Annotated in this window: 18 protein-coding genes; 9 read left to right on the top strand and 9 right to left on the bottom strand. The window is 55.7% G+C overall.

What is annotated here, in order from left to right; all coding sequences use genetic code 11:
- Window positions 1-42 precede the first annotated feature (42 nt).
- Together nirB and HVA01_RS15550 are read right to left on the bottom strand one after the other, a co-directional pair.
- Complete coding sequence (nirB, locus tag HVA01_RS15555) at window positions 43-2,580, bottom strand: nitrite reductase large subunit NirB (protein ID WP_281288478.1); 2,538 nt, start codon at window positions 2,578-2,580, stop codon at window positions 43-45.
- A complete protein-coding gene (locus tag HVA01_RS15550; RefSeq protein WP_146876326.1) occupies window positions 2,580-3,887 on the bottom strand; it encodes an NAD(P)/FAD-dependent oxidoreductase in 1,308 nt (435 codons plus the stop codon). Before HVA01_RS15550 ends, nirB begins: the two co-directional genes overlap by 1 nt.
- Window positions 3,888-4,704: 817 nt before the next feature.
- Between HVA01_RS15550 and HVA01_RS15545 the strand changes: the two genes are divergently transcribed.
- The 5 genes from HVA01_RS15545 to arfA all read left to right on the top strand — a co-directional run bounded on the left by HVA01_RS15545 (window position 4,705) and on the right by arfA (window position 11,242).
- The gene (locus HVA01_RS15545; protein ID WP_146876325.1) at window positions 4,705-7,422 is read left to right on the top strand and encodes a nitrate reductase; all 2,718 of its coding nucleotides are present in this window, start codon (window positions 4,705-4,707) and stop codon (window positions 7,420-7,422) included.
- On the top strand, window positions 7,382-8,281 hold the full coding sequence (gene cobA, locus HVA01_RS15540) for a uroporphyrinogen-III C-methyltransferase (RefSeq protein ID WP_146876324.1): 900 nt from the start codon (window positions 7,382-7,384) through the stop codon (window positions 8,279-8,281). The genes HVA01_RS15545 and cobA overlap by 41 nt, the downstream gene beginning before the upstream one ends.
- A 12-nt stretch (window positions 8,282-8,293) precedes the next feature.
- Complete coding sequence (locus HVA01_RS15535) at window positions 8,294-10,021, top strand: bifunctional protein-serine/threonine kinase/phosphatase (RefSeq protein ID WP_146876323.1); 1,728 nt, start codon at window positions 8,294-8,296, stop codon at window positions 10,019-10,021.
- A gap of 94 nt (window positions 10,022-10,115) precedes the next feature.
- The gene (dkgB, locus tag HVA01_RS15530; RefSeq protein ID WP_146876322.1) at window positions 10,116-10,934 is read left to right on the top strand and encodes a 2,5-didehydrogluconate reductase DkgB; all 819 of its coding nucleotides are present in this window, start codon (window positions 10,116-10,118) and stop codon (window positions 10,932-10,934) included.
- Window positions 10,935-11,080: 146 nt separating this feature from the next.
- Window positions 11,081-11,242 carry an alternative ribosome rescue factor ArfA gene (gene arfA, locus HVA01_RS15525; protein ID WP_146876321.1) on the top strand — a complete coding sequence of 54 codons (162 nt, stop codon included), beginning with the start codon at window positions 11,081-11,083 and terminating at the stop codon, window positions 11,240-11,242.
- A 153-nt stretch (window positions 11,243-11,395) separates the two neighbouring features.
- On the opposite strand, the gene HVA01_RS15520 is transcribed toward arfA, so the two are convergent.
- Complete coding sequence (locus HVA01_RS15520) at window positions 11,396-12,115, bottom strand: response regulator transcription factor (protein WP_146876320.1); 720 nt, start codon at window positions 12,113-12,115, stop codon at window positions 11,396-11,398.
- Between the two features lie 224 nt (window positions 12,116-12,339).
- Between HVA01_RS15520 and HVA01_RS15515 the strand changes: the two genes are divergently transcribed.
- Window positions 12,340-12,798 (top strand): putative pterin-binding protein, encoded by a 459-nt coding sequence (locus HVA01_RS15515; RefSeq protein WP_246129676.1) that lies wholly within the window; start codon window positions 12,340-12,342, stop codon window positions 12,796-12,798.
- A gap of 18 nt (window positions 12,799-12,816) precedes the next feature.
- Window positions 12,817-15,093, top strand: a complete 2,277-nt coding sequence (locus HVA01_RS15510) for an ATP-binding protein (RefSeq protein ID WP_146876318.1) — start codon at window positions 12,817-12,819, stop codon at window positions 15,091-15,093.
- Here the strand turns inward: HVA01_RS15510 and HVA01_RS15505 are convergent.
- From HVA01_RS15505 to HVA01_RS15480, 6 genes are all read right to left on the bottom strand, one after another.
- Complete coding sequence (locus HVA01_RS15505; RefSeq protein WP_146876317.1) at window positions 15,050-16,261, bottom strand: EAL domain-containing response regulator; 1,212 nt, start codon at window positions 16,259-16,261, stop codon at window positions 15,050-15,052. The genes HVA01_RS15510 and HVA01_RS15505 overlap by 44 nt on opposite strands.
- A gap of 116 nt (window positions 16,262-16,377) precedes the next feature.
- Entirely contained in the window at window positions 16,378-18,048 is a 1,671-nt protein-coding gene (locus tag HVA01_RS15500) for a methyl-accepting chemotaxis protein (protein WP_146876316.1), read from the bottom strand.
- Between the two features lie 199 nt (window positions 18,049-18,247).
- Window positions 18,248-20,098, bottom strand: coding sequence for an ABC transporter ATP-binding protein (locus HVA01_RS15495; RefSeq protein WP_146876315.1), 1,851 nt, complete (start codon window positions 20,096-20,098; stop codon window positions 18,248-18,250).
- Window positions 20,099-20,264: 166 nt separating this feature from the next.
- Window positions 20,265-21,872, bottom strand: a complete 1,608-nt coding sequence (locus tag HVA01_RS15490; RefSeq protein ID WP_146876314.1) for a gamma-glutamyltransferase family protein — start codon at window positions 21,870-21,872, stop codon at window positions 20,265-20,267.
- 52 nt (window positions 21,873-21,924) lie between these two features.
- Window positions 21,925-22,455, bottom strand: coding sequence for a chromate transporter (locus tag HVA01_RS15485; RefSeq protein WP_146876313.1), 531 nt, complete (start codon window positions 22,453-22,455; stop codon window positions 21,925-21,927).
- Complete coding sequence (locus HVA01_RS15480; protein WP_146876312.1) at window positions 22,452-23,036, bottom strand: chromate transporter; 585 nt, start codon at window positions 23,034-23,036, stop codon at window positions 22,452-22,454. The genes HVA01_RS15485 and HVA01_RS15480 overlap by 4 nt, the downstream gene beginning before the upstream one ends.
- 179 nt (window positions 23,037-23,215) lie before the next feature.
- Here HVA01_RS15480 and HVA01_RS15475 point away from each other — a divergent pair, with 179 nt between their 5' ends.
- Together HVA01_RS15475 and HVA01_RS15470 are read left to right on the top strand one after the other, a co-directional pair.
- Window positions 23,216-23,908 (top strand): GntR family transcriptional regulator, encoded by a 693-nt coding sequence (locus tag HVA01_RS15475; protein ID WP_146876311.1) that lies wholly within the window; start codon window positions 23,216-23,218, stop codon window positions 23,906-23,908.
- Window positions 23,909-24,021: 113 nt separating this feature from the next.
- Complete coding sequence (locus tag HVA01_RS15470; RefSeq protein ID WP_146876310.1) at window positions 24,022-24,576, top strand: DUF1415 domain-containing protein; 555 nt, start codon at window positions 24,022-24,024, stop codon at window positions 24,574-24,576.
- The last annotated feature ends 7 nt before the right edge of the window (window positions 24,577-24,583 follow it).

Below are 24,583 nucleotides of genomic sequence, written 5' to 3'. Positions count from 1 at the left end.
GGTGGTGCCTCTTTTTTATTCAGTGACAGGGCTTAGCGTCGCTTAAGCGGGGCGAAGCTGGCCGCGCTCGGAGGTCATAATGATCGATGGGTCCGGGCGGTCGTCGTTGACGAAGCTGCGGAAGCGCTTGAGTTTCTCCGGGTCGCTGATGGCGTCGGCCCATTCGCACTGGTAAGTATCCACCACGGTTTGCATCTGGCGATCCAGCTCGTCGTTAATACCTAGGCTGTCTTCCAGAACCACCTCTTTGAGGTACGCCAGGCCGCCGTCGAGGTTTTCACGCCATACAGACGTACGCTGTAGCCGGTCGGCGGTGCGCACGTAAAACATCAAGAAGCGGTCGATGGTGCGGTAGAGCTGTTCATCGTCAAGGTCAGTGGCGAACAGTTCTGCGTGGCGCGGGCGCATGCCGCCGTTACCGCAAACGTAGAGATTCCAGCCGTTTTCGGTAGCGATAATGCCGATATCTTTGCTCTGGGCTTCGGCGCACTCGCGGGTGCAGCCGGAAACGCCGAACTTGATCTTGTGGGGCGAGCGCAGGCCCTTGTAGCGGTTCTCTAGCTGTATCGCCATGCCGACGCTGTCTTGCACGCCGTAGCGGCACCAAGTGCTGCCGACACAGGACTTCACCGTACGCAGTGACTTGCCGTAGGCGTGGCCGGTCTCGAAGCCTGCCGCAATTAGCTCGCTCCAGATATCCGGCAGGTCTTCTAGGCGGGCACCAAACAGGTCGATACGCTGGCCGCCGGTCACTTTAGAGTAGAGGCTGTATTTTTTGGCCACTTCGCCCAGCACGATCAGCTTGTCCGGAGTGATCTCGCCACCGGCAATACGCGGTACCACCGAGTAGGTGCCGTTTTTCTGCATGTTGGCCATGAAGGTGTCGTTGGTATCCTGCAAGGGGATATGCGCCGCGTCGGTGATCGGCTCATTAAAGCAGGAGGCCAGAATAGACGCCGCTGCGGGTTTGCAGATGTCGCAGCCCAGGCGGTGGGTGTCTTCGTTGCCGTGTTTTTCGATCAGCTCGCTAAAGGTTTTGATGCCTTCTACACGCACAATGTCGTAAAGCTCCTGGCGGGTGAAAGCGAAGTGCTCGCAAATCGATTTATCGACCTCAACGCCGCGGGCTTCCAATTCGTGGTCAACCACGCTTTTGAGCAGTGCGGTGCAGCCGCCACAGCCGGTGCTGGCTTTGGTGACACCTTTTACGCCGCCAAGGTCAACCGCGCCGTCATCGATGGTGGCGCAAATATCGCCCTTGGTGACGTTGTGACAGGAACAGATAGTGGCGGTTTCCGGCAGCGCGCCGGGGCCGAGCGTGGGCGCGGCGTCGCTGCTTTGCGGCAGAATCAATGAAGCGGGTTCATCGGGTAGCTCAATGCCGTTGGAATAGTACTGGAGCAAGGTGTCGTAAACGCCGTTGTCGCCCACCAGCATGGCGCCGAGCAGTTTTTTACCGTCGCTGGAGACCACCAGCTTGCGGTACTCCTGCTTGATGGGATCTAGGTAGCGGAACATCCGCGCGCCGGGGTTCTGGTTGCCGTGGGCATCACCGATCGAGCCCACATCCACACCCAAGAGCTTGAGCTTGGTGCTCATGTCGGCGCCGCCAAACTGGGTGTCGCCTTCGGTTAGCGTCGAAAGCGCAGCTTTGGCCATTTGATAGCCGGGGGCCACCAAGCCAAAAATACTCTGATTCCACAGCGCCACTTCGCCAATCGCCAGAATGGCGGGGTCGCTGGTCAGGCACTGGTTATCCACCACCACGCCGCCGCGTTCGCCAATTTCCAGGCCGCAATCGCGGGCTAGCTGGTCGCGGGGGCGAATGCCTGCCGAAAACACAATCAGGTCGGTTTCCAGCACCTTGTCGTCTTGGAAGACCATACGGTGTCGGCTCGCCTCGCCATCTTCAATGCGCTGGGTGGCCCGCTCCAGGAGTACTTGTACCCCCAGTTCCTCGATTTTTTCCCGCAGCAGCTCGCCGCCTTCGCTATCCACCTGCATGGGCATCAGGCGTGAGGCGAATTCCACCACGGCGGTATCCAGGTTTAGCCCGCGCAGGGCATTAGCCGCCTCCAAGCCAAGCAGGCCGCCGCCCACCACCACGCCGGTGGTGGCGTTTTCGGCGGCGGCTTGGATAGCGTCTAAATCATCCAGGGTGCGGTAGACCAGGCAGCCGTCGCGGTCATTGCCGGGAATTGGCGGCACAAAGGGGAAGGAGCCGGTGGCCAGGACCAAACGGTCGTAGGCGTAACGGCCCTGATCGGTCACCACTTCTTGCGCGCTGCGGTCGATCTCGATCACGGCTTCGCCGGTGCGCAGTTCCACGCCGCTTACGGCGTAGTAATCCGCCTCGCAAAGGGCCAGTGAATCGGCATCGCGTCCGCTGAAGTATTCAGATAGGTGCACACGGTCGTAGGCGCGGTGGCGCTCTTCGCCAAATACGGTGACCTGATAGCGATCAAGGGCGCCGTTATCGACGAGCTGCTCGACCAAGTGATGGCCGACCATGCCGTTGCCAATAATGATTAATTGCTGTGTGGTTGCCGTGTTCTTGGAAGACATGTTTTGAATAGCCATTATGCCGCCTCTGAGGTCGATAAATCGGGGGTGTCGTTGTGCTGGTCAGCCATGCTCGCCTGTAGCACTTCTACATCGGCTGCGCCAAACAATAGGGCTTGGCGATAAGCGTTGAGATCGGCACCTGCCAGCGCCTGTTCGAAGTACCAGGGGCCTTGGCTGGTGTCGCCATAAAGCATTGCGCCTTCAATTTGGCCGTCGCGCAGTAGCAAGCGCCGGTAGTCGCCTTGTTCGGGGTCGTGGTAGCTCAGCACTTCATGCCCGGCGCTGGCCTCAGTGGGGCCAAAGGCGTAGAGCGCCACACCGCTGATTTTGAGTTTGGTGGCGCTGGGGGCATCCGTGTAACCCTGGGTAGATGTGCCGCATAGCGTGGCAGCGAGCACCTCAACCTGACGCCAGATCGGCTCCACCAAGCCGTAGGTAGTGCCATTGAACTGGCAGCATTCGCCGAGGGCGGAAATGGCCGGGTCAGAAGTGGTAAGAAACTCATCCACCACAATGGCGCGTTCAGTGGTTAGGCCCGCTTGGCGGCCCAGTTCTGCATTAGGGGTAATGCCTGCGGCGACGATCACGCTGGAGGCGTTCAACTGGCGGCCATCGGCAAGGTGCACCGCGGCGACTCGGCCCTGGGTATCGCTCTCTAGCCGCGCTAATTGGGCGCCCGTAATAATCTGTAAACCGCGCTGAGTAAGCGTATCTTTAAGCAGGTGCGCGGCGGTCGTATCCAACTGGCGGTTCATCAGCCGTTCGCTGCGCTGGAGCACGTTCACTTTGATATCATCGCCGCGTTTGCGCAGACCTTCTGCGGCCTCCAGGCCTAATAGACCGCCACCGATGACCACGGCGTTGTCTCCGCGCTTGGCAATCGCCTCCAACGCGTCGGCATCCTGCAGGTCGCGAAAACCGTGCACACCCTCAAGCTCGATACCGGGAACGTCGGGCAGAGCAGGGCGCGAGCCGGTGGCGATTATCAAATGATCATAAACAAGCGATCGGCCGCTATCGGTGGTGACGGTTTGGCTTTTCCGATCAAGCGTTTCAACTTTTTCGCCAAGAATCAGCGCGACGTCCTGGTCGGCGTACCAGTTGGCATCGCGTAGGGTTAGCGCGTCGGGCTGCATTTCGCCCGCGAGCAACGGCGACAACAAAATGCGGTTATAGGCAGGCGCTGATTCGGCGCCAATCACCGTGATGCGCTGAGGGCGTGTTGGGTGTTTGACCAGCGCCTCAATCAGGCGGTGGCTGGCCATACCGTTGCCAATAATCACTAAGTGGCTATTGGCTGAGCACCGGGAAGTGGTTTCCATGGGTGGCTCCTCTGTGTCGTCGTTGCTTGAGCACCAAACAAAAAAACGCCCCTGTCGCGCTCTCTTTTCAGCAGATTGCGGAAAGAGAGCACAGCAGGGGCGTCGTTGCCCGATAGTATTGTTTAAAATAACAGTATTTAAAATCTGTATTTTAAGCACCGGCAACCGCCATTGGCCGCCATCTGTTTAAAACCTTGTCCAACCTTTCATAGTAAGAAGCAATTAGTGGGCCAACCGCCCGGCATATTTCTTTTTGTTAACTGAGTCAGTTGCTTAGAGGAAAATGAAAGAGACAGTGAGTGAGCGGCTGGGTCGCTAGTTTGCACAGGGATGGTGCGTTTACGGAGCGGTTGTGCACTTCCAAACAACATTTGGCCCGTGTTTAGGCCGAAAAAGTTTGCTGGCGTTTAATCCGTAAATTTTTAACTATTTGTTTATAAAGATTAATTTTTTAAATAGGCGATTCGCGGCTTGGGTTTTGCAGCATTGTTAGGTAACAAGTCAAAAAGCGCTCATTGCTAGGCGATGGCAGCAAATAACTCCAACGCCGTAAAAAAATAACTAACCGCTAGAAAATGTGTAGCTGTTAGAAAAGCAGTTGTTGGAAAAAGTAGTTGTTGAAGAATAGACAGCTGTTGGAAATTTTTCAGTTGTAGAGCAATTGTAGATTAATTGAAAAAAGTTAGTTTGCACCGATGAAGGTGCGCTGTGGCAACGACGTCCAGCCCTCTTCTCTTGATGCGTTTAAAGCGCATAGGAGGACAGGCCTGGGCGTTTTTTTATGCGTGGCGCTATGAGCAAAACCCGAGGAGTAGCTATGACTCAGGCCAAAACCACATGCCCCTACTGCGGCGTCGGCTGTGGCGTAACGGCGACCGTTGAAGCGGGCACGCTGACCGCCGTAGAGGGCGACCGTGAGCACCCGGCTAACTTCGGGCGGCTGTGTGTCAAAGGGTCTGCGCTACACGAAACCCTGGGCGACCAAGGCCGCTTGACCCGCCCGCAGGTCGACGGTGTCGACGTCTCCTGGGAGACCGCGCTGCGTGCTACCGCTGAGCGCATCAATGCCCTGCGCGCCGAGCATGGCAATCAAACGGTTGCCGCTTACCTGTCTGGTCAGCTGCTCACCGAAGATTATTACGTGGCCAACAAGCTGTTTAAAGGCTTTTTGGGCACGCCCCATTTAGATACCAACTCGCGGCTGTGCATGGCCTCCGCGGTGGCCGGCTATAAGCGCGCCTTCGGTGCGGATGCGGTGCCGTGTAACTACGAGGATTTAGAAGAGGCAGAGCTGATCGTGCTGGTGGGCTCCAACCTGGCCTGGAATCACCCCGTGCTCTATCAGCGCATTAAAGTCGCTAAAGAGCGCAATCCGCTGATGCGTTTGGTGGTGATCGACCCGCGGGTAACCGATAGCTGTGAAATCGCCGACCTCTATCTAGGCGTAAAACCGGGTACGGATGCCTACCTGTTTAACGGCTTGCTGGCGTGGATGGCGCAGCGTCGCAAGCTCGATAGCCTGTATCTTGAGCGCCACACAGAGGGATTTGACGAGGCGTTAGCAGCCGCGAAGCAAACCGCGGGCTCCATTGCCGAGGTGGCCGCCGCTTGCGATATCGACCCAGAGCGTTTGGAAACGTTCTACTACTGGTTTGCCAGCCAGTTGCACGTAGTGACGCTCTACTCCCAAGGGGTTAATCAATCGTCTAGCGGTACCGATAAGTGTAACGCGATTATTAACTGCCACTTGGCCGGCGGCAAAATAGGCTTGCCGGGGGCAGGGCCGTTCTCGATTACCGGCCAGCCCAATGCCATGGGCGGGCGTGAAGTCGGCGGGCTGGCCAACCAGTTGGCCGCGCATATGGATTACCAAACCCCTGGCGCTCTTGATCTGGTCAGCCGCTTTTGGGCCACCAAGAGCCTTACACCAACGCTGCCGGAAGCGCCGGGCTATAAAGCCGTTGCGCTGTTTGAGGCTATTGAACGCGGTGAGGTAAAAGCGCTCTGGGTGATGGCGACCAACCCGGCCATCAGCCTGCCCGATGCCGCGCGGGTGCGCGCCGCGCTGGAAAAATGCCCGCTGGTGATTGTCTCCGAGTGCGCCGCCCATACCGACTTGCTGCCCTACGCGGATATCGTGCTGCCTGCCTCGGGCTGGTCGGAAAAAGACGGCACCGTGACCAATTCTGAACGGTGTATTTCGCGTCAGCGGGGCATGCTACCGCCGCCCGGTGAAGCCCGCCACGACTGGTGGATTATAGGCGAAGTGGCCAAACGGTTAGGGTTTGGCGAGGCGTTTAACTACGCACACCCCTGGGAGATTTTCGACGAACACGCCCGGCTCTCTGGGTTTGAAAATGCTGCGGCGCCCGGCAGCCCGAAGCGGTTGTTTGATATCTCGGGCCTGGTGGGGCTGGGCCAGGATGGCTACGACGCGCTTGCCCCGATTCAGTGGCCGGTCACAAAGACCGCCCCCCACGGCACGGCGCGGCTGTTTGAGGATGGCGAATTTGCTACCGCCAGTGGCCGCGCCAAGCTGCTGGCGATCCATCCTCAAGGGCCCGAGCAGGCGCTGAGTTCGGCCTATCCGCTGCGTTTGAACACTGGCCGAATCCGCGATCAGTGGCACACCATGACCCGCACTGCGCGTGCACCGCGGTTAATGAATCACCGCGCGGAACCCTTTATGGATGTTCACCCCGACGATGCCCACACTGCCGGTGTCACCGATCAGGGGTTAGCCGTGTTAACCGCTGCGAAAGGCGAGTTTCGCGCCCGGGTGCGGGTCTCCAATGCCCAGCGCCGCGGTGAGGTCTTCGTGCCCATCCATTGGACCGACTGCTTCACCCAGCAGGCCAGAAGCAGCGTGCTGATCGACAGCATTACGGACCCGCTTTCCGGTCAGCCGGAATCCAAACACGGCGCCGTGGCGTTGGCACCTCTGGCGACCGATTGGCAGGCCACCCTGCTGGTCGCCGAGGGGGCAATAGAATCAACGCCGTGGTGCGCTAGCGCCTATTGGACACGGATTCCCATGCGCGGCTGTCAGCGCTGGCAGCTTGCCAATACCCAGCCGGAGGAGGCGTGGTTAACACGACTGAAAGCGTGGTTACCGACGCCCGTTTCTGTATGGAGTAAAGATCCTACCCACGGTCGGCTGCGCGCCGCTGGGGTCGAAAACGGCAGGCTGCGCTGGTGGCTAATGGTCGGCCCGCCCAGTGAGTTGCCCGGTTTAGCGTGGCTGGAAGCGCGCTTTAACGAGACGACACTGAGCGACACTCACCGCCGCCGCCTATTGGCCGGTTGCGACGACGGCGCTGCAGATGTCGGCCCGATTGTTTGCAGCTGCCACCAAGTAGGTCAAACTACCATTGCCAACGCCATCCGCGAGGGCGACACCAGCGTCGAAGCGTTAGGCGCCAGGCTCGCCTGCGGCACCCAGTGCGGCAGCTGTATTCCCGAATTAAAATCACTGATCGAAGAGGAGCGGCCCAATGCCCGCGCTAAGCAACCCCTTGCTACAGAAGTGGTTTAACGCCTTTATGCGGCTGTCGCAGCGCGCGCTTTCGCCGTTGGCTCGCCATGCGTCTGACGTACAGTTGCCGCTGCGAGGCAAGTGCCGCGCGGGGCAGGTTTATTTGGTCGGCGCGGGGAGTGGTGATGTCGAGCTATTAACACTCAAAGCGGCTCGGCTGCTGATGCAGGCGGACGCGGTGGTGTATGACCGTCTGGTCGGCGATGAGGTGCTGGCATTGATTCCGCGCGGCACCGAGCGCTACTACGTGGGCAAAGCCCGCGGCCACCACAGCGTACCGCAAGCCGAGATTGGCGCCTTGATGGTCAAGCTTGCCGGCGAGGGCAAGTCGGTCGTGCGCCTGAAAGGCGGTGATCCGGCGGTATTCGCGCGCATGGGCGAAGAGCTGGATGCGTTGGCTAACGCCCAGGTGCCCGCCGCCATTGTGCCGGGGATCACCGCCGCCTCTGCCGCTGCGGCCTGTATGGGCATTCCGCTCACCGACCGCGGCCATGCCCAGCAGCTGCGCTTTGTAACCGCCCAGCTATGCCGCGAAGACGGCACACCGGATTGGTCATCGTTGGCGCGTAAAGACGAAACCCTGGTGTTTTACATGGGGCTTTCCAAAGTGAGTGCGATTTGCCACGGCCTGCGCCAGGCGGGCCTGCCGGATGAGTGGCCGATCATGCTAGTAGCCAATGCCAGTCAGCCTGAGCAGCAGTCGCTGGTGGGTTCACTTGCTGATATGCCTGAGCAGCTCGCCGCCAACCCTTTGCCGTCTCCGTGTTTGATTGTGGTGGGCAGCGTCGTACAGCGGGTCGCCACCACGCCTGCTGCGACGACCACTGATGTGCTCTCTGCGCAGGCGATGTATCGCTAGCCTATGAACGCTATGTCGCAAAAAGCACTGACCATTTCGCTCGGTCAGCACTCTGACAAAGGGCGCAAACCAAGCAATCAGGATTTTTATGGCGCCTATTTGCCCACCGAACCCCAGCTGTCGACGAAAGGCATTGCGATCGCGCTAGCGGATGGCATTAGCAGCAGCGAGGTGAGCCGCGAAGCGAGTGAGGCAGCGGTGGGCGGTTTTTTGAACGACTACTACGCCACCCCCGCGACCTGGACCGTTAAAACCTCGGCCCAACGAGTGCTTCAGGCCACTAACGCCTGGCTTTATGCCCAAACCCGGCAAAGCCAGCACCGTTACGATCTGGATCGCGGCTATGTATGCACCTTGAGCGCGATGGTGATTAAGTCCACCACCGCGCACTTGTTTCACGTTGGCGATAGCCGTATCTATCAGCTTGCGGGCAACACATTGGAGCCGTTGACCGAGGATCACCGCTTCTGGGCGTCGCGGGAAATTAGCCATTTAAGCCGCGCCATGGGCGCCGGCCAACACCTGGAGTTGGATTACCGCGCTGTTTCGCTCAATACTGGCGATGTGTTTTTGCTTACTACCGACGGGGTTTATGAGTGGCTGACGAGAGCCGAAATGGCCGCGCTGGTTCATGCCCATTGGGGGGATCTTGACGCAGCAGCCGAGGCGCTGGTCGCTGTCGCTCTGGAAAAGGGCAGCGACGATAACCTCACCGCGCAAATAGTACGTATTGATGGGCTGCCTGAGCGTCATTCCAATGAGCTTTACGAAGCGATCAGCGCCTTACCATCACCGCCTGAATTACGCGCGGGGAGCGAGCTGGACGGCTATCGTATTGTGCGCCAGCTGCATGCCAGCAGCCGCAGCCATGTCTATTTGGCCGAAGAGATACAAAGCGGCGATAAAGTGGCGCTGAAAACACTTTCAACCGAATTAAGCCAAGATCCGGCAAGCGTTGAGCGATTTGTGCGCGAAGAGTGGATCGCACGGCGCATCGACAACGTGCACGTACTCAAGGCGCCTGCCCAAGAGCGCCCCCGTCACTACCTTTATACCGTGCTGGCGTACATCGAAGGGCAAACCCTAACCCAATGGATGCGCGACCACCCCAACGCCGATTTGGCCAGCGTACGGCCGATTGTTGAGCAGATCGCTAAAGGGCTGCGTGCCTTTCATCGTCTGGAAATGCTGCATCAGGATTTGCGCCCCGACAACGTGATGATCGATAGCCACGGCACGGTCAAACTGATCGACTTTGGCGCCGCTAAGGTAGCCGGCATCGCCGAAGCGGAGAGCGAAGGGCAGGACAGCGGCGATATCCTCGGCACCGCTCAGTACACCGCGCCGGAGTATTTTCTGGGTCAAGGCGGCACGCCTCAGGCGGATCAATACTCCCTGGCGGTGATCACCTATCAGATGCTAACCGGCACGCTGCCTTACGGCACTGAGGTGGCCAAAACCCGCACCCGAGCCGCCCAGCACAAACTGGCCTATCAATCGGCGCTAGGCGAAAACCGCGAATTGCCCGCCTGGGTGGATGAAGTGCTCAAAAAGGCGCTCCATCCTAATCCTCACAAACGCTTTCCGGCGCTTTCAGAGTTTGTCTTTGAGCTGCGCTCGCCAAGCTCACCGTTGCTTAAGCGCGCGCAGTTACCGCTGCTGGAGCGCGACCCGGCACTGTTTTGGAAGGGTGTCTCGCTGGTCTTGGCGCTGGTGGTAGTCGCTTTGCTAGTGCGTTGAAACGCCGCCGTGGATTAGGCAACAAAGCACGCAAAGGGGTTGAAGTAGGGCAAGCGCCGCCCCATATTAGTTAACACGCTATCAATAGAAAAGGATGTTAATGATGCAAAACGTGATGCCTAACCCCGGTTTCGGTACCTTTCGCCTGGAGGGCGATACGCTCAAGCAGAGCATTCATGCGGCGCTTGAGGCAGGCTACCGGCACATCGACACGGCGCAGTTTTACGGTAATGAAACGGAGGTTGGTGAGGCGATCCGCGATAGCGACGTACCCCGCAGCGATATCTTTCTAACCACCAAGGTATGGTTCGATAATCTTGAGCCGGCAAGATTGAAAGCCAGCGTGGATGAAAGCCTGCAGAAATTAGGTACTGACTATGTCGACCTGCTATTAATCCATTGGCCATCGCCCGATGATGAAGTGCCGATGGTCGACTATTTAACCGCGCTAAAAGAAGTAAAAGCCGAGGGGAAAGCGCGGCATATCGGTATTTCCAACTTCACCTGTGAGCAGGTGGACGAAGCGGTCAGTATTTTGGGTAAAGATGAAATTTTGACCAACCAAATCGAGGTCCATCCTTTCCTGCAGAACCGCAAACTAGCCGATCACTGTGAGCAGTATGGGATTCAAGTGACCGCCTTTATGCCCCTGGCGGTAGGCAAGGTCATGGAAGACTCGACCCTGAAGCAGATTGCCGGTGCGCATGACGCCACCCCCGCGCAAATTGCCCTGGCCTGGGTAAAACAGCGCAATATGATTACGATTCCTTCATCGACCAAAGCGCGCAATATTCAAAGCAACATTGCCGCCTTTGATCTAGTGTTAAGCGATAGCGAAATGGCGGAAATCGCCAAGCTGGATCGTAAAGAGCGCATTGCCAACCCCGGTATTGCGCCCGCCTGGGATGAGTAAGGAGGGCATGACTAAGCGGGTTGAAGAAGCTAAATGTCAACGCTCAACTTGGAACGCTAAGCAATAGAACGTTAAGCAATAAACCGTGTCATATAAACGCCTGTTGCTAGCAGGCGTTTATTCAAGTCTCAAACGAGGATAAGCCCATGAAAAAGCGCAAGATTCACGACAACGCGTTAAAAGCGCAGCTGCGCACACCGATGTTTAAGATGCAGCAGCAAACGCCCAAAAAAGGCAAAGGCAGCTACTCTAGGAAAGGACAGGGAACAAAGTCTGTAATGAAGCAGGAATATAGCCAAGCTGCTTGAGCTGGGCCTTTTGGCTTAGCATATTGAACGCATTAGTTTGCACCAAGCATTTTGGCTATATCTCTACACAAAAGTATGTCCCCCAACGCCTTGGTCATTTTGTATGGCCATGGCGTCGGTTATGCCGGTCTACTCCCGTAGTACGACAAACGGCTATTGAGCCTGAGCTACTTGTTCTACGTGGGTGGTTTGGCAGGTCTCCATTCGGTACCCCGACTGATACACGCTGCGCAGACGCAAGCCGTGTCGTCCATCCAGCTCCAGCTTGCGGCGCAGGCGGCTTACGTGGGTGTCCACCGTGCGCGTTGAAACATCGCCTTTAATACCCCACACGAGCTCCAGTAAATGAGCCCGTGTGATCAGTTCACCGATTTTTGAGAAGAAAAGCGCCGCTAACCGATACTCACGTTCGGTTAGATCAATAGCGCTTCCCGCCACGCTGATGTAATGCGCGTCGGTATGCAGGGTAAAGGTGTTGGGGTAGGCCGTGGCTGGGCGTGGTGCTGCATAACTAGAACGCCTGCCTAGGGCGTTCACCCTGGCAATCAACTCTTTGGGACGCAGGGGCTTAGCCAGAAAATCGTCCGCGCCTTGCTCCAGCGCTTTAACGACATCGTCTTCCCCCTGACTGGCGGTAATAAACAAAATGGGCCCGCGCCAGCTATCATGCTGGCGTAGGTGGGCGACAACATCCATGCCGCAACTATCGGGAAGTCGCCAATCAATAATAAGAAAATCAAACGTTTGCTGCTGAGTCGCGCGACGCAACTCGCTGGCACGAGTAAATAAAGACACCTGATGGCCTGCATTTATTAGGCACTGCTCAATAAAGGCCTGCTGGTCGAGGTCATCTTCAAGTACGCCAATATGCATAGTGATTTCCCTTATTATCGTCTTATAAACGTCATGCGCGGAGACGTGGCAAACTCATACATAAAGTTTAGTTGATATGGATGCGTTGACACAAAGGTTCACAGTTAAACCGTAAACGGCCGATATATACTCCTTGCACTTAATCGTTAATGCCGAGGTGCAGTTTAATGCGTGGTGCTTTGCTTCATAAATGCAGGGTTTTCATTACCGCCGTCGGGATTGTCATGCTGTCGTCCCAGGCTATCGCTCTGGAAGTGCCTGAAGGCCCAGTGATATTAGTGGTGAGTGGTAAGGTGGGGCAGCCAAACGTGGGTGACGAAGCCCATTTTGATAAAGCGATGTTAAAGGCCTTGGAACAGCACGAAACGATTACTCACACGCCCTGGTACGATGGTGTGACGCGCTTCTCTGGCCCCTTGGGCCGAGCCATATTAGAAGCCGCCGGTGCCGAGGGGAAAAAAATGCGTGTGATAGCGTTGAATGATTATGCGGCAACCATTCCGGTCAGTGATTTTGAGCATTACGATGTGATTTTTGCCATGCAGGCAAATGGCAAAGCGCTGCGTGTTCGCGATCAGGGGCCGCTATTCGTTATTTACCCCTTTGACCAGTACCCGGCGCTGATGAACGAAGAGATTCTAGTGCGCGCGGTGTGGCAGGTGGCGCGTATCGACGTTGAATAAAATAACCGGATAATTGCCATGCTGGCTTTATTGAAGTTCTATTTTTCCCGCAGTACCAGGGTCGCTACGTTTTCAGCGATCCTTTTTTTTCTGTCAGCGCTAACCACTGGCGGGGTTATTTATAACCGCCAGCATACGCTGGAGAATCGACTGCTCGAAAACCTGCTATGGGCCGGGTATCAGTTTGATCGAGAGGTGCGCGAGTTTCGCTTAACGCTACTCGAAGCACGATCCGATAACGCCACCGTTGACGATGTATTGCTGCGTTATGAAATTCTCTTCAGTCGGCAATCGCTGTTTTTTCAGGGTGATATAGGGAAGGTGGTGAATGAGTTTGAGAGTGTTAAAGAGCTTGTTCAGCAAACTGAAGAATTGATCTTAGCCATGGAAACGCTGCTGGAACCGCTCTGGGATGACCCGGCTGAATTAAACAGCGCCTTAATGGCTACCCTCTTGGAGAGGGCAACTAGCCTCCAGCAGTTCACCGGCACCATTTTGATCGAAACCAATGCCCATGTTTCACGCATGCGTAGCGAAGAACGCCGAGTGTTAACGAATCTCTACGGGTTGGTGCTAGCGTTGATTATCCTCCTCATGTTTTCTGGTGGAATGTTAGTTCGCGCGCTGATTCTAGAAGGGCGATCCAGTCATCATAAGGCTCAGGCGTTAGAAGCCAAGAGTCGCGAGTTGAAGGAGGCTGCCCAGCATGCTGAGAAAGCCAGCCTAGCCAAATCAGAATTTATGGCCGTGATGAGCCATGAAATCCGTACGCCGCTGAATGGCGTTGTCGGCATGACGGACTTGTTACGCGAAGAGGTTGAAACAGAGAAAGCCAAGGCCTATTTAGCCGCGCTAAGGCGCAGCGCGGAGAGTCTGCGTGCGGTAATCAACGATATTCTCGATTACACCAAAATTGAGTCCGGGTGCCTCGACCTGGATGTTCAGCCGTTTGATCTCCACCAGTGCATTGACGAACTGTGTGAAAGCTATAGGCTTCAAGCGCCTAAGGCAAACGTGATATTTAGTTACGCTATCGCCCCCACTCTGCCGCGTTATGTGATGGGCGACATCGCGCGATTACGCCAAGTGATGATGAATTTAATTAACAATGCGCTGAAGTTCACAGAAGAAGGCTTTGTAAAGTGTCATGTCAAACCACTGGCGGGGGATAATATTCTTTTTGAGGTTCACGACACCGGCTGCGGTATCAGTGGAGCCGATCAAGAACGGCTATTTTCAGCGTTCACCCAAGTGGATACTTCCATGGCCCGTCGCCACGAAGGGACGGGGCTCGGGCTGGTGATCTGCAAGCGACTGGTTGAGGCCATGCAGGGAACGATAGGGATTAACAGCCAGCAGGGGCTGGGAAGCCGCTTTTGGTTTAGCGTTAGCCTGCCGGAAACTCAATCGTTGAGCCTTTACCAACGCGGTGACAGTTGGCAAGCCGTTGCGGCTCATCAGCATATTTTAGTGGTAGAGGATAATCCGTTAAACCAAGCGGTGGCACAAGTGATGCTGGAACGCCTTGGCCAACAGGTGACCATAGCTGAAAATGGGCAAGCGGCGCTTAAACAACTTGAAGCCAACCATAGTGGGTTTGATTTAGTGTTAATGGATATGCAAATGCCCATTCTCGACGGGACACAAACCACTCGGCAATGGCGCCAATTTGAGCAAACGCATCAGCTGGCGAGACTGCCTATTGTGGCGATGACTGCCAACGTGATGCCTGAACACCGCGAACGCTGCATGCAAAGCGGTATGGACGATATGATCCATAAGCCCTTTACCCGCGATGAGCTGTACCAGGTGATTTGCCGCTATCTATTGTCTGAAGAGCTATTGTCTAAAGAGCTGTCGAGCGATGAGAGCGCTGAGCACGCCATGGGTTTGGTTTATCACCAAGCGGCTGCCACTCGCCAGCGACTGGCGCCGCGCGAAGCGGCCTTTCAACTGCTGGACGAGCGTATCTGCGCAGAGCTGAAAGACACCTTTGATCCAAGCGCATTGGATGCACTGATGAGTACGTTTTTAACCCGGCTTAGTGAACGTAGTACCCGGCTGTATGCCTGTTGGCAGTCAGAGGATCGCAACGCCTTAAGCCAAGAGGCGCATTCACTCAAGGGAGCGGCGTCCTCTTTAGGTTGCATTGCCATTGCCGAGCAAGCCAGCCGGCTGGAACTGCGGACGCTTGAAGCGCCATTCAGCGAGCTGGCCACCTATCTAGATCGCATAACAACCCTTCAGGTTGCTACTCAGCAAGCCTTGCAGCGAGCGGGCGTTCTTTGTCCCTAGGCTGATTCTGTGCCACTGAAGCCGTCAGTAAGTGCTTGCCAAACCAAGTGGTAAAGGCGCTGGCGGTTAACGGGCGAGCAATATAATAGCCTTGCCCAACCGCACAGCCCGCGTCAATCAGCCGGGCGTACTGTGCCGCCGTTTCAATACCTTCGGCAACAACGGTAAGCCCCAGACGTTTGCCCAGGTCGATACTTGAAAGGGTTATCGCCAGGGCGTTTTGATCCTGCTCTATGCGTGAGACAAAACTAGCGTCGATTTTAAGTTCGCTAAACGGCAGCCGATAGAGTTGGGTTAACGACGAGTAACCGGTGCCAAAATCATCCAATGCCAGTTTGCAGCCGCGTGTTTGCAAAGCTTCCAAGACATGGCAAACGTAGCCCAAGCATTCAACGCCCACCGATTCGGTGAGCTCCAGAGTAATATGGTTCAGTGAGGCATTGCTGTTTTGGATAAGCTGATCAAACGAGGCCAGCATGCCCTCTGCTTGAATAAAGGCCGCCGGTATATTAATCGCCACATTTAAGTCCCATCCTTGCGCCTGCCACTGAGCTTGCTGTGCCAACGCCAGCTCAAGAACACGCCAAGTGAGCGGAACAATCAGCCCGCTTTGCTCTGCTAAACGAATGAAGCTATCAGGGAAAAGTACGCCGCGTTGGGGATCTTGCCAGCGCACCAGTGCTTCAACGCCGATCACCAGGCCCCGCTGCAGATCGACTTGAGGCTGAAATTCTAGAAATAGTTGCTTATCACCAATTGCATGTGCCAATTCGTCGCTTGAAGGGGCGCTGGGCGCCTTTCTTAATGGCTTCAGGAAAGCTGTAAGCCCAGCGAGTAGCGTTGTTTTAGGTAAAAAACCTAGCATACGCAACCCTTTGGCTTTACCTACTTGAATAGCACGCGCTGCGGTTGTTTTGGAACAACTACTGACTAGCAGTATTGGGGTGTTTAAGCGTAAATCATACAAATAGTCAAGAATATCCAGGCCGGTAAACTCGCCTAACCGGAAATCCAGTAAGATTAAATCAGCATTGAGCAGGCCCGGCTGGCGGGCCAGTTCACCGAAGCTGCCCGCCGCGGCCACTTCATAGCCGTGCTGGCTTAGCAACATTTTGCCTAGCAGTTGAGCATCACGATCATCATCAATAATTAACGCATTAGACGGCATATCTCATCCTTGACGATCAGTGGTTCGCGTTGCTTATATACAGTGTTATCAACAGGCCGTTACGCTTCCTTGGGCTCAGCGAGACGCCCAAGGGAGCAAAAGGAGCTTGCGTAGGTTTAAAACGACTCCCACTCGGGCGGCTGGGCACTCGCCAGGCGCCGCGGTGCTGTAGGCGATGGCTTTTTAGTGGCGGGAAGAGAGGGGGCGCGCGATTCAAGCTGCCCGTTTTGTGAATTACTGAGTTTGAAGGCACCCACCAGTACACCAAGCCGATCGGCTTGTTCTCTTAGCTCCGCTGCGGCGGCGCTGGACTCTTCCACCATGGAGGCATTGTGTTGCGTCATGCTATCCAGCTCGTTAACGGCGTCGTTTACCTGGCCGATACCCACACTTTGCTCTTTGGCGCCGGCGCTAATTTCGGCGATCACGTCAGCCACCCGCTCAATGCTTTTGACCATTTCCTGCATCGTAGTGCCGGTTTGCTTAACCTGATCGACGCCGGACTTAGTGCGGCTTAACGAGGTATTGATCAACGTGGCAATACCCTTTGAGGCATCGCTGGAGCGGCTGGCTAATATACGTACCTCTTGTGCCACGACCGCAAAGCCCCGTCCATGCTCACCCGCACGGGCGGCCTCTACTGATGCATTGAGTGCCAGGATGTTGGTTTGAAAAGCAATGCTGTCAATTAGAGTGACGATGCTACTGATTTCAGATGACGAGTCGTTAATGGAATCCATGGTTTGCTCGACGCTGTGCATGGAGTGCAAGCCCTGCTGTGCGAGCTCCTTGGTTGAGAGCGCTAGCTGGTCAGCCTGCTGGGCTGAGTCAGAGGCGTTGTTAACCACCGCGGCAATTTCTTCCATTGAAGCTGAGGTCTGCTGTAAATTCGCAGCGGCTTGTTCAGTGCGTGCGGCAAGTTCCTGGCTGCCTTTAGCAATTTCAGTAGATGCATGCTGAAGGCTAACGGTGCTACCGCTAACTGACTGAAGCGTATCGTCAATGCGTTTAATAAAGGCGTCAAACTGTTGGGCGAGTTCACCAATTTCATCACGGCGTTGGCTCTCAATCCGCGCGGTTAAATCGCCATCGCCTTCGGTGATCTCTTTAATACGTCCACTGATTTGACGAATCGCGCGAGACATCATTAGCGGACCCAGTAATGCAATAAGTACGGCCGCAATAAAAACAACTAGGGAAAAAATGATAGTCGAGGTTTGCTGTACTTGGATTCGTTCAACCACCGCGGCTTCTGCGTCATAAATGGCCGTTTCTATATTCTCTCCCGAAACATCAAATACATCGCGTAGTGCATTAAAGTGCTCTAATGATAAACCTTCTAATAAGCTTAAAGCATCGGTGGTTTCGCCGCGCTGGTGCAGCTCAAATACTCGCTCAGCCCCTGTTTTCCAGTCACTGTATAGCGTTTCAAAGCTAGCTAAATGAGCGGTTAACGCCGGGTAGTCCTGCATTAGCTCGGTATACTGTCCCATGCGGTCATAAGTCTGCTGGGCATTTTCTTCAAAGTCGGCGATTAGCGCGTCGGCTCGGTCGCTGTTAGGGCTAGTTAAAAGATATTCGATCTCTGCTACCCGTGCTTGGTAAAGATCACGATCGCCATTCAGTGTGGCTGAAATGGCAGGAATAAAGTTGGTGATAAACGTATCTAAACGGCTTTTTACCTTGTTAACGAGCATCGCATCGGCGACAACAATAACAAGCAGTGCTAATGCAACACTGATAAAAGCAAGCGCGTACTTAACTTTTATTTGATGGAAGCGGTTCATGTGTGCCATTCCTGTAGTTAAGAAGAGTAGAGAATAATGAGAGCACATTACCTTTAAAGGATGAGTACGGTCGATGGTTTTATGGCAGGTGTCACGTTTGTTTACGATCTGTGGTTTAAGTAACTTTATAACAAATAGTCTACGCGGCTACATAACAAATTAATGGTTGTTAGAATAAGAACGATTAATGTTGGAAGGTCTATTGGTATCCTGCCGCTTGAAGCTGAAATAGCTTGGCGTAACGGCCTTCCGCCGCGAGCAGTTCCTCATGGGTGCCGCGCTCGATGATGTAGCCCTGGTCGATGACTAGAATGATATCGGCGCTGCGCACCGTCGAGAAACGGTGTGAGATTAAGATCGCCATTTTATCGCGGCTGTGTTCACGGAAGCGGTAGAACACTTCCGCTTCTGCGGCGGCATCCATGGCGGCGGTGGGTTCGTCGAGCACAATAATGTCGGCATTCTCGCGCATGTAAGCGCGGGAAAGGGCAATTTTTTGCCATTGGCCGCCGGAAAGTTCTTGGCCGTTTTTGAACCACCGGCCTAATTGGGTTTGGTAGCCGCTGGCCATCTGGGTAATAAAGTCATCCGCCATGCCGTGGCGCGCGGCCTGCTGCCAGCGTTGCTGATCGTTGAAGGCGTGGGTATCGCCAACACCCAGATTTTCACCCACTTGCAGCTGATAGCGGACAAAATCCTGAAAAATAACCCCGGTTCGCTCACGTAGCGCCTGGGTGCTCCAGTCGCGCAGGTCGCTGCCGTCTAGCAGAATTCGCCCCTGGGTGGGGTGGTACAGCCGCGTTAAAAGCTTGATTAGGGTGGTTTTGCCTGAACCATTTTCGCCCACCAACGCCAGGCTTTGACCAGGGGCTAGATGGAGAGAAATATCGTGGAGCACATGCTCGCCACCCGGGTAGGAGAAGCTAACCTGCTCAAAACGCAGCCCATCACCGGGCAATGCCCCCTGGGTTAGCGTGCCGTGTTCGGCCTCTACCGGCTGCTCCAAATACTCATACAGATTGGAAAGATAAAGGTTATCTTCGTACATGCCGCTAATCGCGGTGAGGCTGGCGGAAAGCGCCGCCTGGCCCTGTTTGAACACCATCAGGTACATGGTCATTTGGCCCAGGGTCAACGCGCCGATAATGGTTTCGACCACTACCCAGCCGTAAGCCGCGTAAAACGTTAGCGTACCCAGCAAGCCGAGTAGAAACCCCCAGGTTTCGCGGCGCAGCGTTAAACGCCGGTCCTCGGCGAATAGGCGGGAAAAAATATCCTGGTAGCGCTGAAGAAACAGGTTTTCCAGGCCAAACAGTTTGACCTCTTTAATGCTGTCTTCCCGGGCCAGCACCGTTTCTAAATACATCTGCATGCGTGTTTGCGGTGAACGCCAGCGAAATAGCTTAAACGCCTCGCCTGAAAACTTTGCTTCTGAGATAAACACCGGCAATGCGCCGGCGACCAGGATCAGCAGTGCCCAGGGAGAAAACTGCACCAGCAGTACCCCAAAGCTGCTAAGCGAAATAGCATTTTGCAGCAGCCCAAAGGTTTTATTGACCAAGGCCAGCGGTCGGGTAGAGGCTTCGCGCCGGGCACGCGTGAGCTTGTCGTAGAGCTCTGAATCCTCAAACTGGCCAAGCGATAGCTGGCCGGCTTTTTCCAGGATCATCACGTTAACCTTTTGGCCCAGCAGCGCTCTCAGCAATGATTGCTGGGCGGCCAAGCCGCGCTGAGCCAACGCTATTAGCGCGATAATCAAGGCTTCGAACGCAACCAGCTGAAGGACCGGCGTGATAGTGGCGAGCAGGTTAGGGTCGCGGGCCTCTTGGTGGGTTTCCATGGCGCTGACCACACCATCAACAATCAGTTGGCCCACCCAAGCCGCCACTGCTGGCAGCACCCCCGCCACCAAGGTGCATAGCGCGAGGCCCAGCATCATCCAGCGTGAGGTTTCCCACACCAAGCCAAGCGCGCGACGGCTGTAGCGGAAAACGCCCAAGAAACTGCTAAGCGTAGAAGAAGGCGGGGCGTACGAAGGCGGTGGCGACATAAAAAGGGGAGCGATGACCTAGCAAAAAGGAATGCCATGATGCGGTGGTTAAACGTGGATAGCCAGCCCCACCGCCGGTTGCCTTCAACGGCAACGCAATGGTCGGGGTGGCGAGTAGGACGTTTATCAATACATCGGATGAGTGCAGCCGTCTATTGGCCGCTGTTTACCAGGGCAACACGGCCCCATCGGTGCGCGGCTCGGTGCCGCCTTGCAGTACGCCCGTTTCAGGGTGGCGTAAAATGATTTGGCCCCGCCCGAAGCTGATGGAGTCGGCGACTTTGACGATGTCGTGACCGCGCCGGGCCAGCGCGAGTGCTAAGTGGTTGGGGAAGTCGGCCTCGACTTCGATAGTCTTGCCTTGGGTCCACTTCCAGCGCGGCATATCCAGCGCCGCCTGCGGGTTTAGCAGATCATCAAGCATCGCCGTGACGACCTGCACATGGCCTTGGGGCTGCATATAGCCACCCATCACGCCGAACGGCCCAATGGCTTGGTTATCTTTAGTGATAAAGCCGGGGATAATGGTGTGGTAGGTGCGTTTGCCGGGCGCTAGCGCATTAGGATGCTGCGGGTCGAGGGAGAACGACCAGCCACGGTTTTGCAGGCTGATGCCGGTGCCAGGAACGACCATGCCCGAGCCAAAGCCTTTGAAATTGCTTTGAATCAGCGACACCATATTGCCTTCGTTATCAGCGGTCGCCAGATAAACGGTACCGCCCTTAATCGGGTTGCCGTGGACCGGGTCAACGGCCTGCTCGCCAATCAGTCCAGCCCGTGATTTCAAGTAATCGTCGTCCAGCATTTGCGCAACGCTGGGGCGCATGGTGTTGGGGTCAGTGATATGCGCAAAGCCGTCTACATACGCCAATTTAGTGGCTTCAATACGACGGTGCAGCGTTTCAACCGGTTCACGGCTCTCTTCGCTCAAACGCTCCAGCATGCCTAGCGCTTGCAGCGCGATCATGCCGCTGCCGTTAGGGGGTATTTCCCAAATATCATGGCCTTTGTAGCGCACACTAATCGGGTCGACCCATTCTGGCTGGTAAGCCGCCAGGTCTTGCTTACGCAAAAGGCCGCCGTGTTGGCGGGAAAAGGCGTCGATAGCCTCAGCCAGTTCGCCTTGGTAAAACGCCTTGGCATGGGTGTCCGCAATCGCTCGCAAACTTTTAGCGTGGCCTTCTGAGCGCCACAGCTCACCGGGCTCAGGGGCTAGCCCCTCGGGGGCGAAAGTATCAAACCAAGGTTGGAAGGAAGCCTCGCTGTAAGCTGAATAGGTGTCGAAGGCCTCTTGCCACATCTGATGAATGACCGGCGAAACGGGAAAACCTTCCTCCGCCAGCGCAATAGCAGGGGCCAGCAACTCGGCAAACGGCAGCTTGCCGAAGCGCTCAGACAGCGCCGCCCAGGCGGCGGGTGCGCCAGGCACTGTGACAGGCAGCATGCCATGGTTGGGAATAGCGTCGTGGCCAAGTGCTTTCAGCGCTTCAATACTCGCCGCTTGCGGGGCAGGCCCGCTGGCATTCAGGCCATGCAGCTTGCCATTCACCCACACAATGGCGAAGGCGTCGCTGCCAAGCCCATTAGAGGTTGGCTCCACCACTGTCAGCGCCGCCGCCGTCGCAATGGCCGCGTCAATTGCATTACCCCCTTGCTGCAATATGCTAATGCCCACTTGGGCTGCGAGTGGTTGAGAAGTAGCGACCATGCCTCGTTTACCGAACGTTGCCATTCGACGTGAGGCGCTGGGGTAGTAAAGTGCATCGTGTTGCATCGCTGAGTCCTTGTATTGTGGTTAGCGGCGTTAGTCGTGACTTTATCGGTTCTTAGCCGAGAAAGAGCCCTCCATAAACCAAGGCTGCCATCACCACAAACGCAGGATGCGTTTTGAAACGAATCAGTGCGATGGCGGCAACTATCCCGATAATCAGGGTGTGAATAGCACCGCTGGTGTTAAGGCTTTCGAGTAGAAAGCCCAAGGTCAGCCAGGCCATCATCATGGCGATGACCGGGCGAACCCACTGGCTCATGCGTTTAACGCGGGGGGATTCGCGATGACGATAGAGCAACCCCAGCGCCCCCAGCATTAATAGCAAGGTGGGAATCACCGTGGCGGCAACGGCTACTAAAGCCCCGCCGATGCCAGCGACCTCGTAGCCAACATAGCCGGCCATCTTGGTCGCGATAGGGCTAGGCAGGGCGTTGCCCAGGGCTAATGTTTCAGCGAAGGTTTGCGCGGTCATCCAGCCATAACGGCCAACGACTTCGGTTTCAATCAGCGGAATAATCGCTGGGCCACCGCCATAACCAATAATGTTAGGGATAAAAAACGCTAAGAAGAGCTCCCAATAGATCATGCCGGGCCCTCCGGTTTTTTAGAACCCGTGGGTTTGGTGCCAGAGGGGCGTAGCAGGGCGGCGACGAGGATGGCGCCCACTACCCAGCCAGGGTGAACGCCAAGCCAGTAAATGAGGCCCGCCGCGATAATGGCCATCACCGCGCTGACAAGCCAGCCAAGCGAGGCTTGCGACTTATCAAAAAAGTCCCAGGTAAGCTGTGCCATCATTACCATCACGACGGGTACCACGGCTTGGCCCATGCCGCGAATCCATGCCACATCGCGGTAGCGGCTGAAAATGCCTAACATAGCAATCATCGCCACTATCATCGGGACAATAATGGCAATAACGGCGGCGACACAGCCGGTAATGCCGCCCACACGGTAGCCAATATAGCCAGGCATTTTGGTGGCAATGGGGCCGGGTAAGGTATTGCCAATCGCCAGCACATCGGCAAATTCTTCATCGGTTAGCCATTGGTGGCGGGTAACGACCTCCGCGCGCACCAGAGGGATCATCGCGGGGCCGCCACCAAAGCCAAAAATACCAACGCGGAAAAAAGCCCAGAACAGCTGCCCGGAGACGCCGCGTGTTTTCATGAACGCGTATCCTGCAAAGCTAATGAGGAGATCAGAAGCATACCTAGGCCTTATTTATCGTTTGTAGGTTAAAAAATCGATTATCTTGTCTAAAATAGAATATAGGGAGTGACTGATCTGACGTCAACAGTGAAAAATGCAACGCACAGCTTACGCCGAGGTAAATAAAGGACATCGCCATGAATACTTCTTTGCCCAATAACGCTTCATCTAAGTCAGCAGGGCCAGCCGGTACGGCATCAAGTCGCGTGTTTGAGCATTTACGTAAAGATTTGGTAGGCGGGCGTTTTGTTGCCGGCGAAAAACTCGCTATTAATGCGCTGAAAGAGCGCTACGAAGTTGGCTTGAGTCCGCTGCGCGAAGCGCTGACTAAATTGGCAGCCTATGGGTTGCTGGTGCAGGAAAACCAGCGTGGCTTTCGGGTGCCCAAACTATCGCGGGATGAGCTTGAGGACATTGCCCAGATGCGCTTGGAAATGGAGGGGATGGCGCTAGAGAGGGCAATAGCCCACGGCGACTCGCTATGGGAAGCCGACTTGCTGGCCGCCGCCCATCGCCTAAAACGTGCCGATATCAGCTTGGATAAAGGCGAGGCGTGGGAGCATCTGCATACTCAGTTTCACCGCACGCTGGTGGCACCGTGTGGATCCGTGTGGCTATTGCGATTTATTGAGCAACTTCATGACCAGTTCGATCGCTACCGCCGCCTGGGGCCGAAAATGCCGACGATTCGTCAAGAGCTGGATGAGCAGCATCATCAGCTCGTGGAGCTGGCGCTGCAGCGTGATACCCAGGCGGCGCGTGAATTAATGGACGATCATATCCATAAATCTTACGAAGTCGCCCTGAAACGCTATCAGGCGCACGTTTAAGGGCGATTCATCAGTGTGGGATCGTGTGACAATGACGACATAGCGGCGGTGCCCTGTGTAAACTGCGCACCCACAACGTCAGCCATCACCGACCCAATGCTCAAGAGGATGCCATGCACACGGATAACGACATTGTCGCGCAAACGCTAAAGTGGGTGCGCACCTTCATCGTGGCACAGGATATATGCCCATTTGCCCAGCGCGAGTTGGCGCGAGGGTCCATTCGCGTTGAGGTTGTGCGTTCTAAAAAAATCGAGGTAGCGCTTGAGGAGTTGATGGTCGAGGTGCAGTGGTTGGATGAGCATCCTGAAACGGAAACCACGCTACTGGTGTTTCCAACGCTGTTTAAAAGCTTCGATCACTATCTGGATTTTGTTGAGTTGGCTGAAAGCATTCTGGTTGACCAGGGTTATGAAGGCGTCTATCAGCTCGCTACTTTTCATCCTGATTACTGCTTCGACGGGGCTGAGCCTGATGACGCCGCTAACTACACCAACCGCTCTCCCTACGCCATGGTGCATCTGCTGCGCGAAGAAAGCGTCGAAAAGGCGATCGAGTTTTACGGCGATACCGAGGCTATCCCCGCCCGCAATATCGCCAAGTTGACAGCCATGGGTAGCGACACCGCCGAGCAGCAGCTGCAGCAATGTTTTGATGTTAATGGCTAGTTTGACG

The sequence above is a fragment of the Halovibrio variabilis genome (assembly GCF_007991175.1).
GTDB classification, from domain to species: Bacteria; Pseudomonadota; Gammaproteobacteria; order Pseudomonadales; family Halomonadaceae; genus Vreelandella; species Vreelandella variabilis.
The sequence above is the reverse complement of the archived record's forward strand: the minus strand, read 5'-3'. Positions and strand labels throughout refer to the sequence as shown.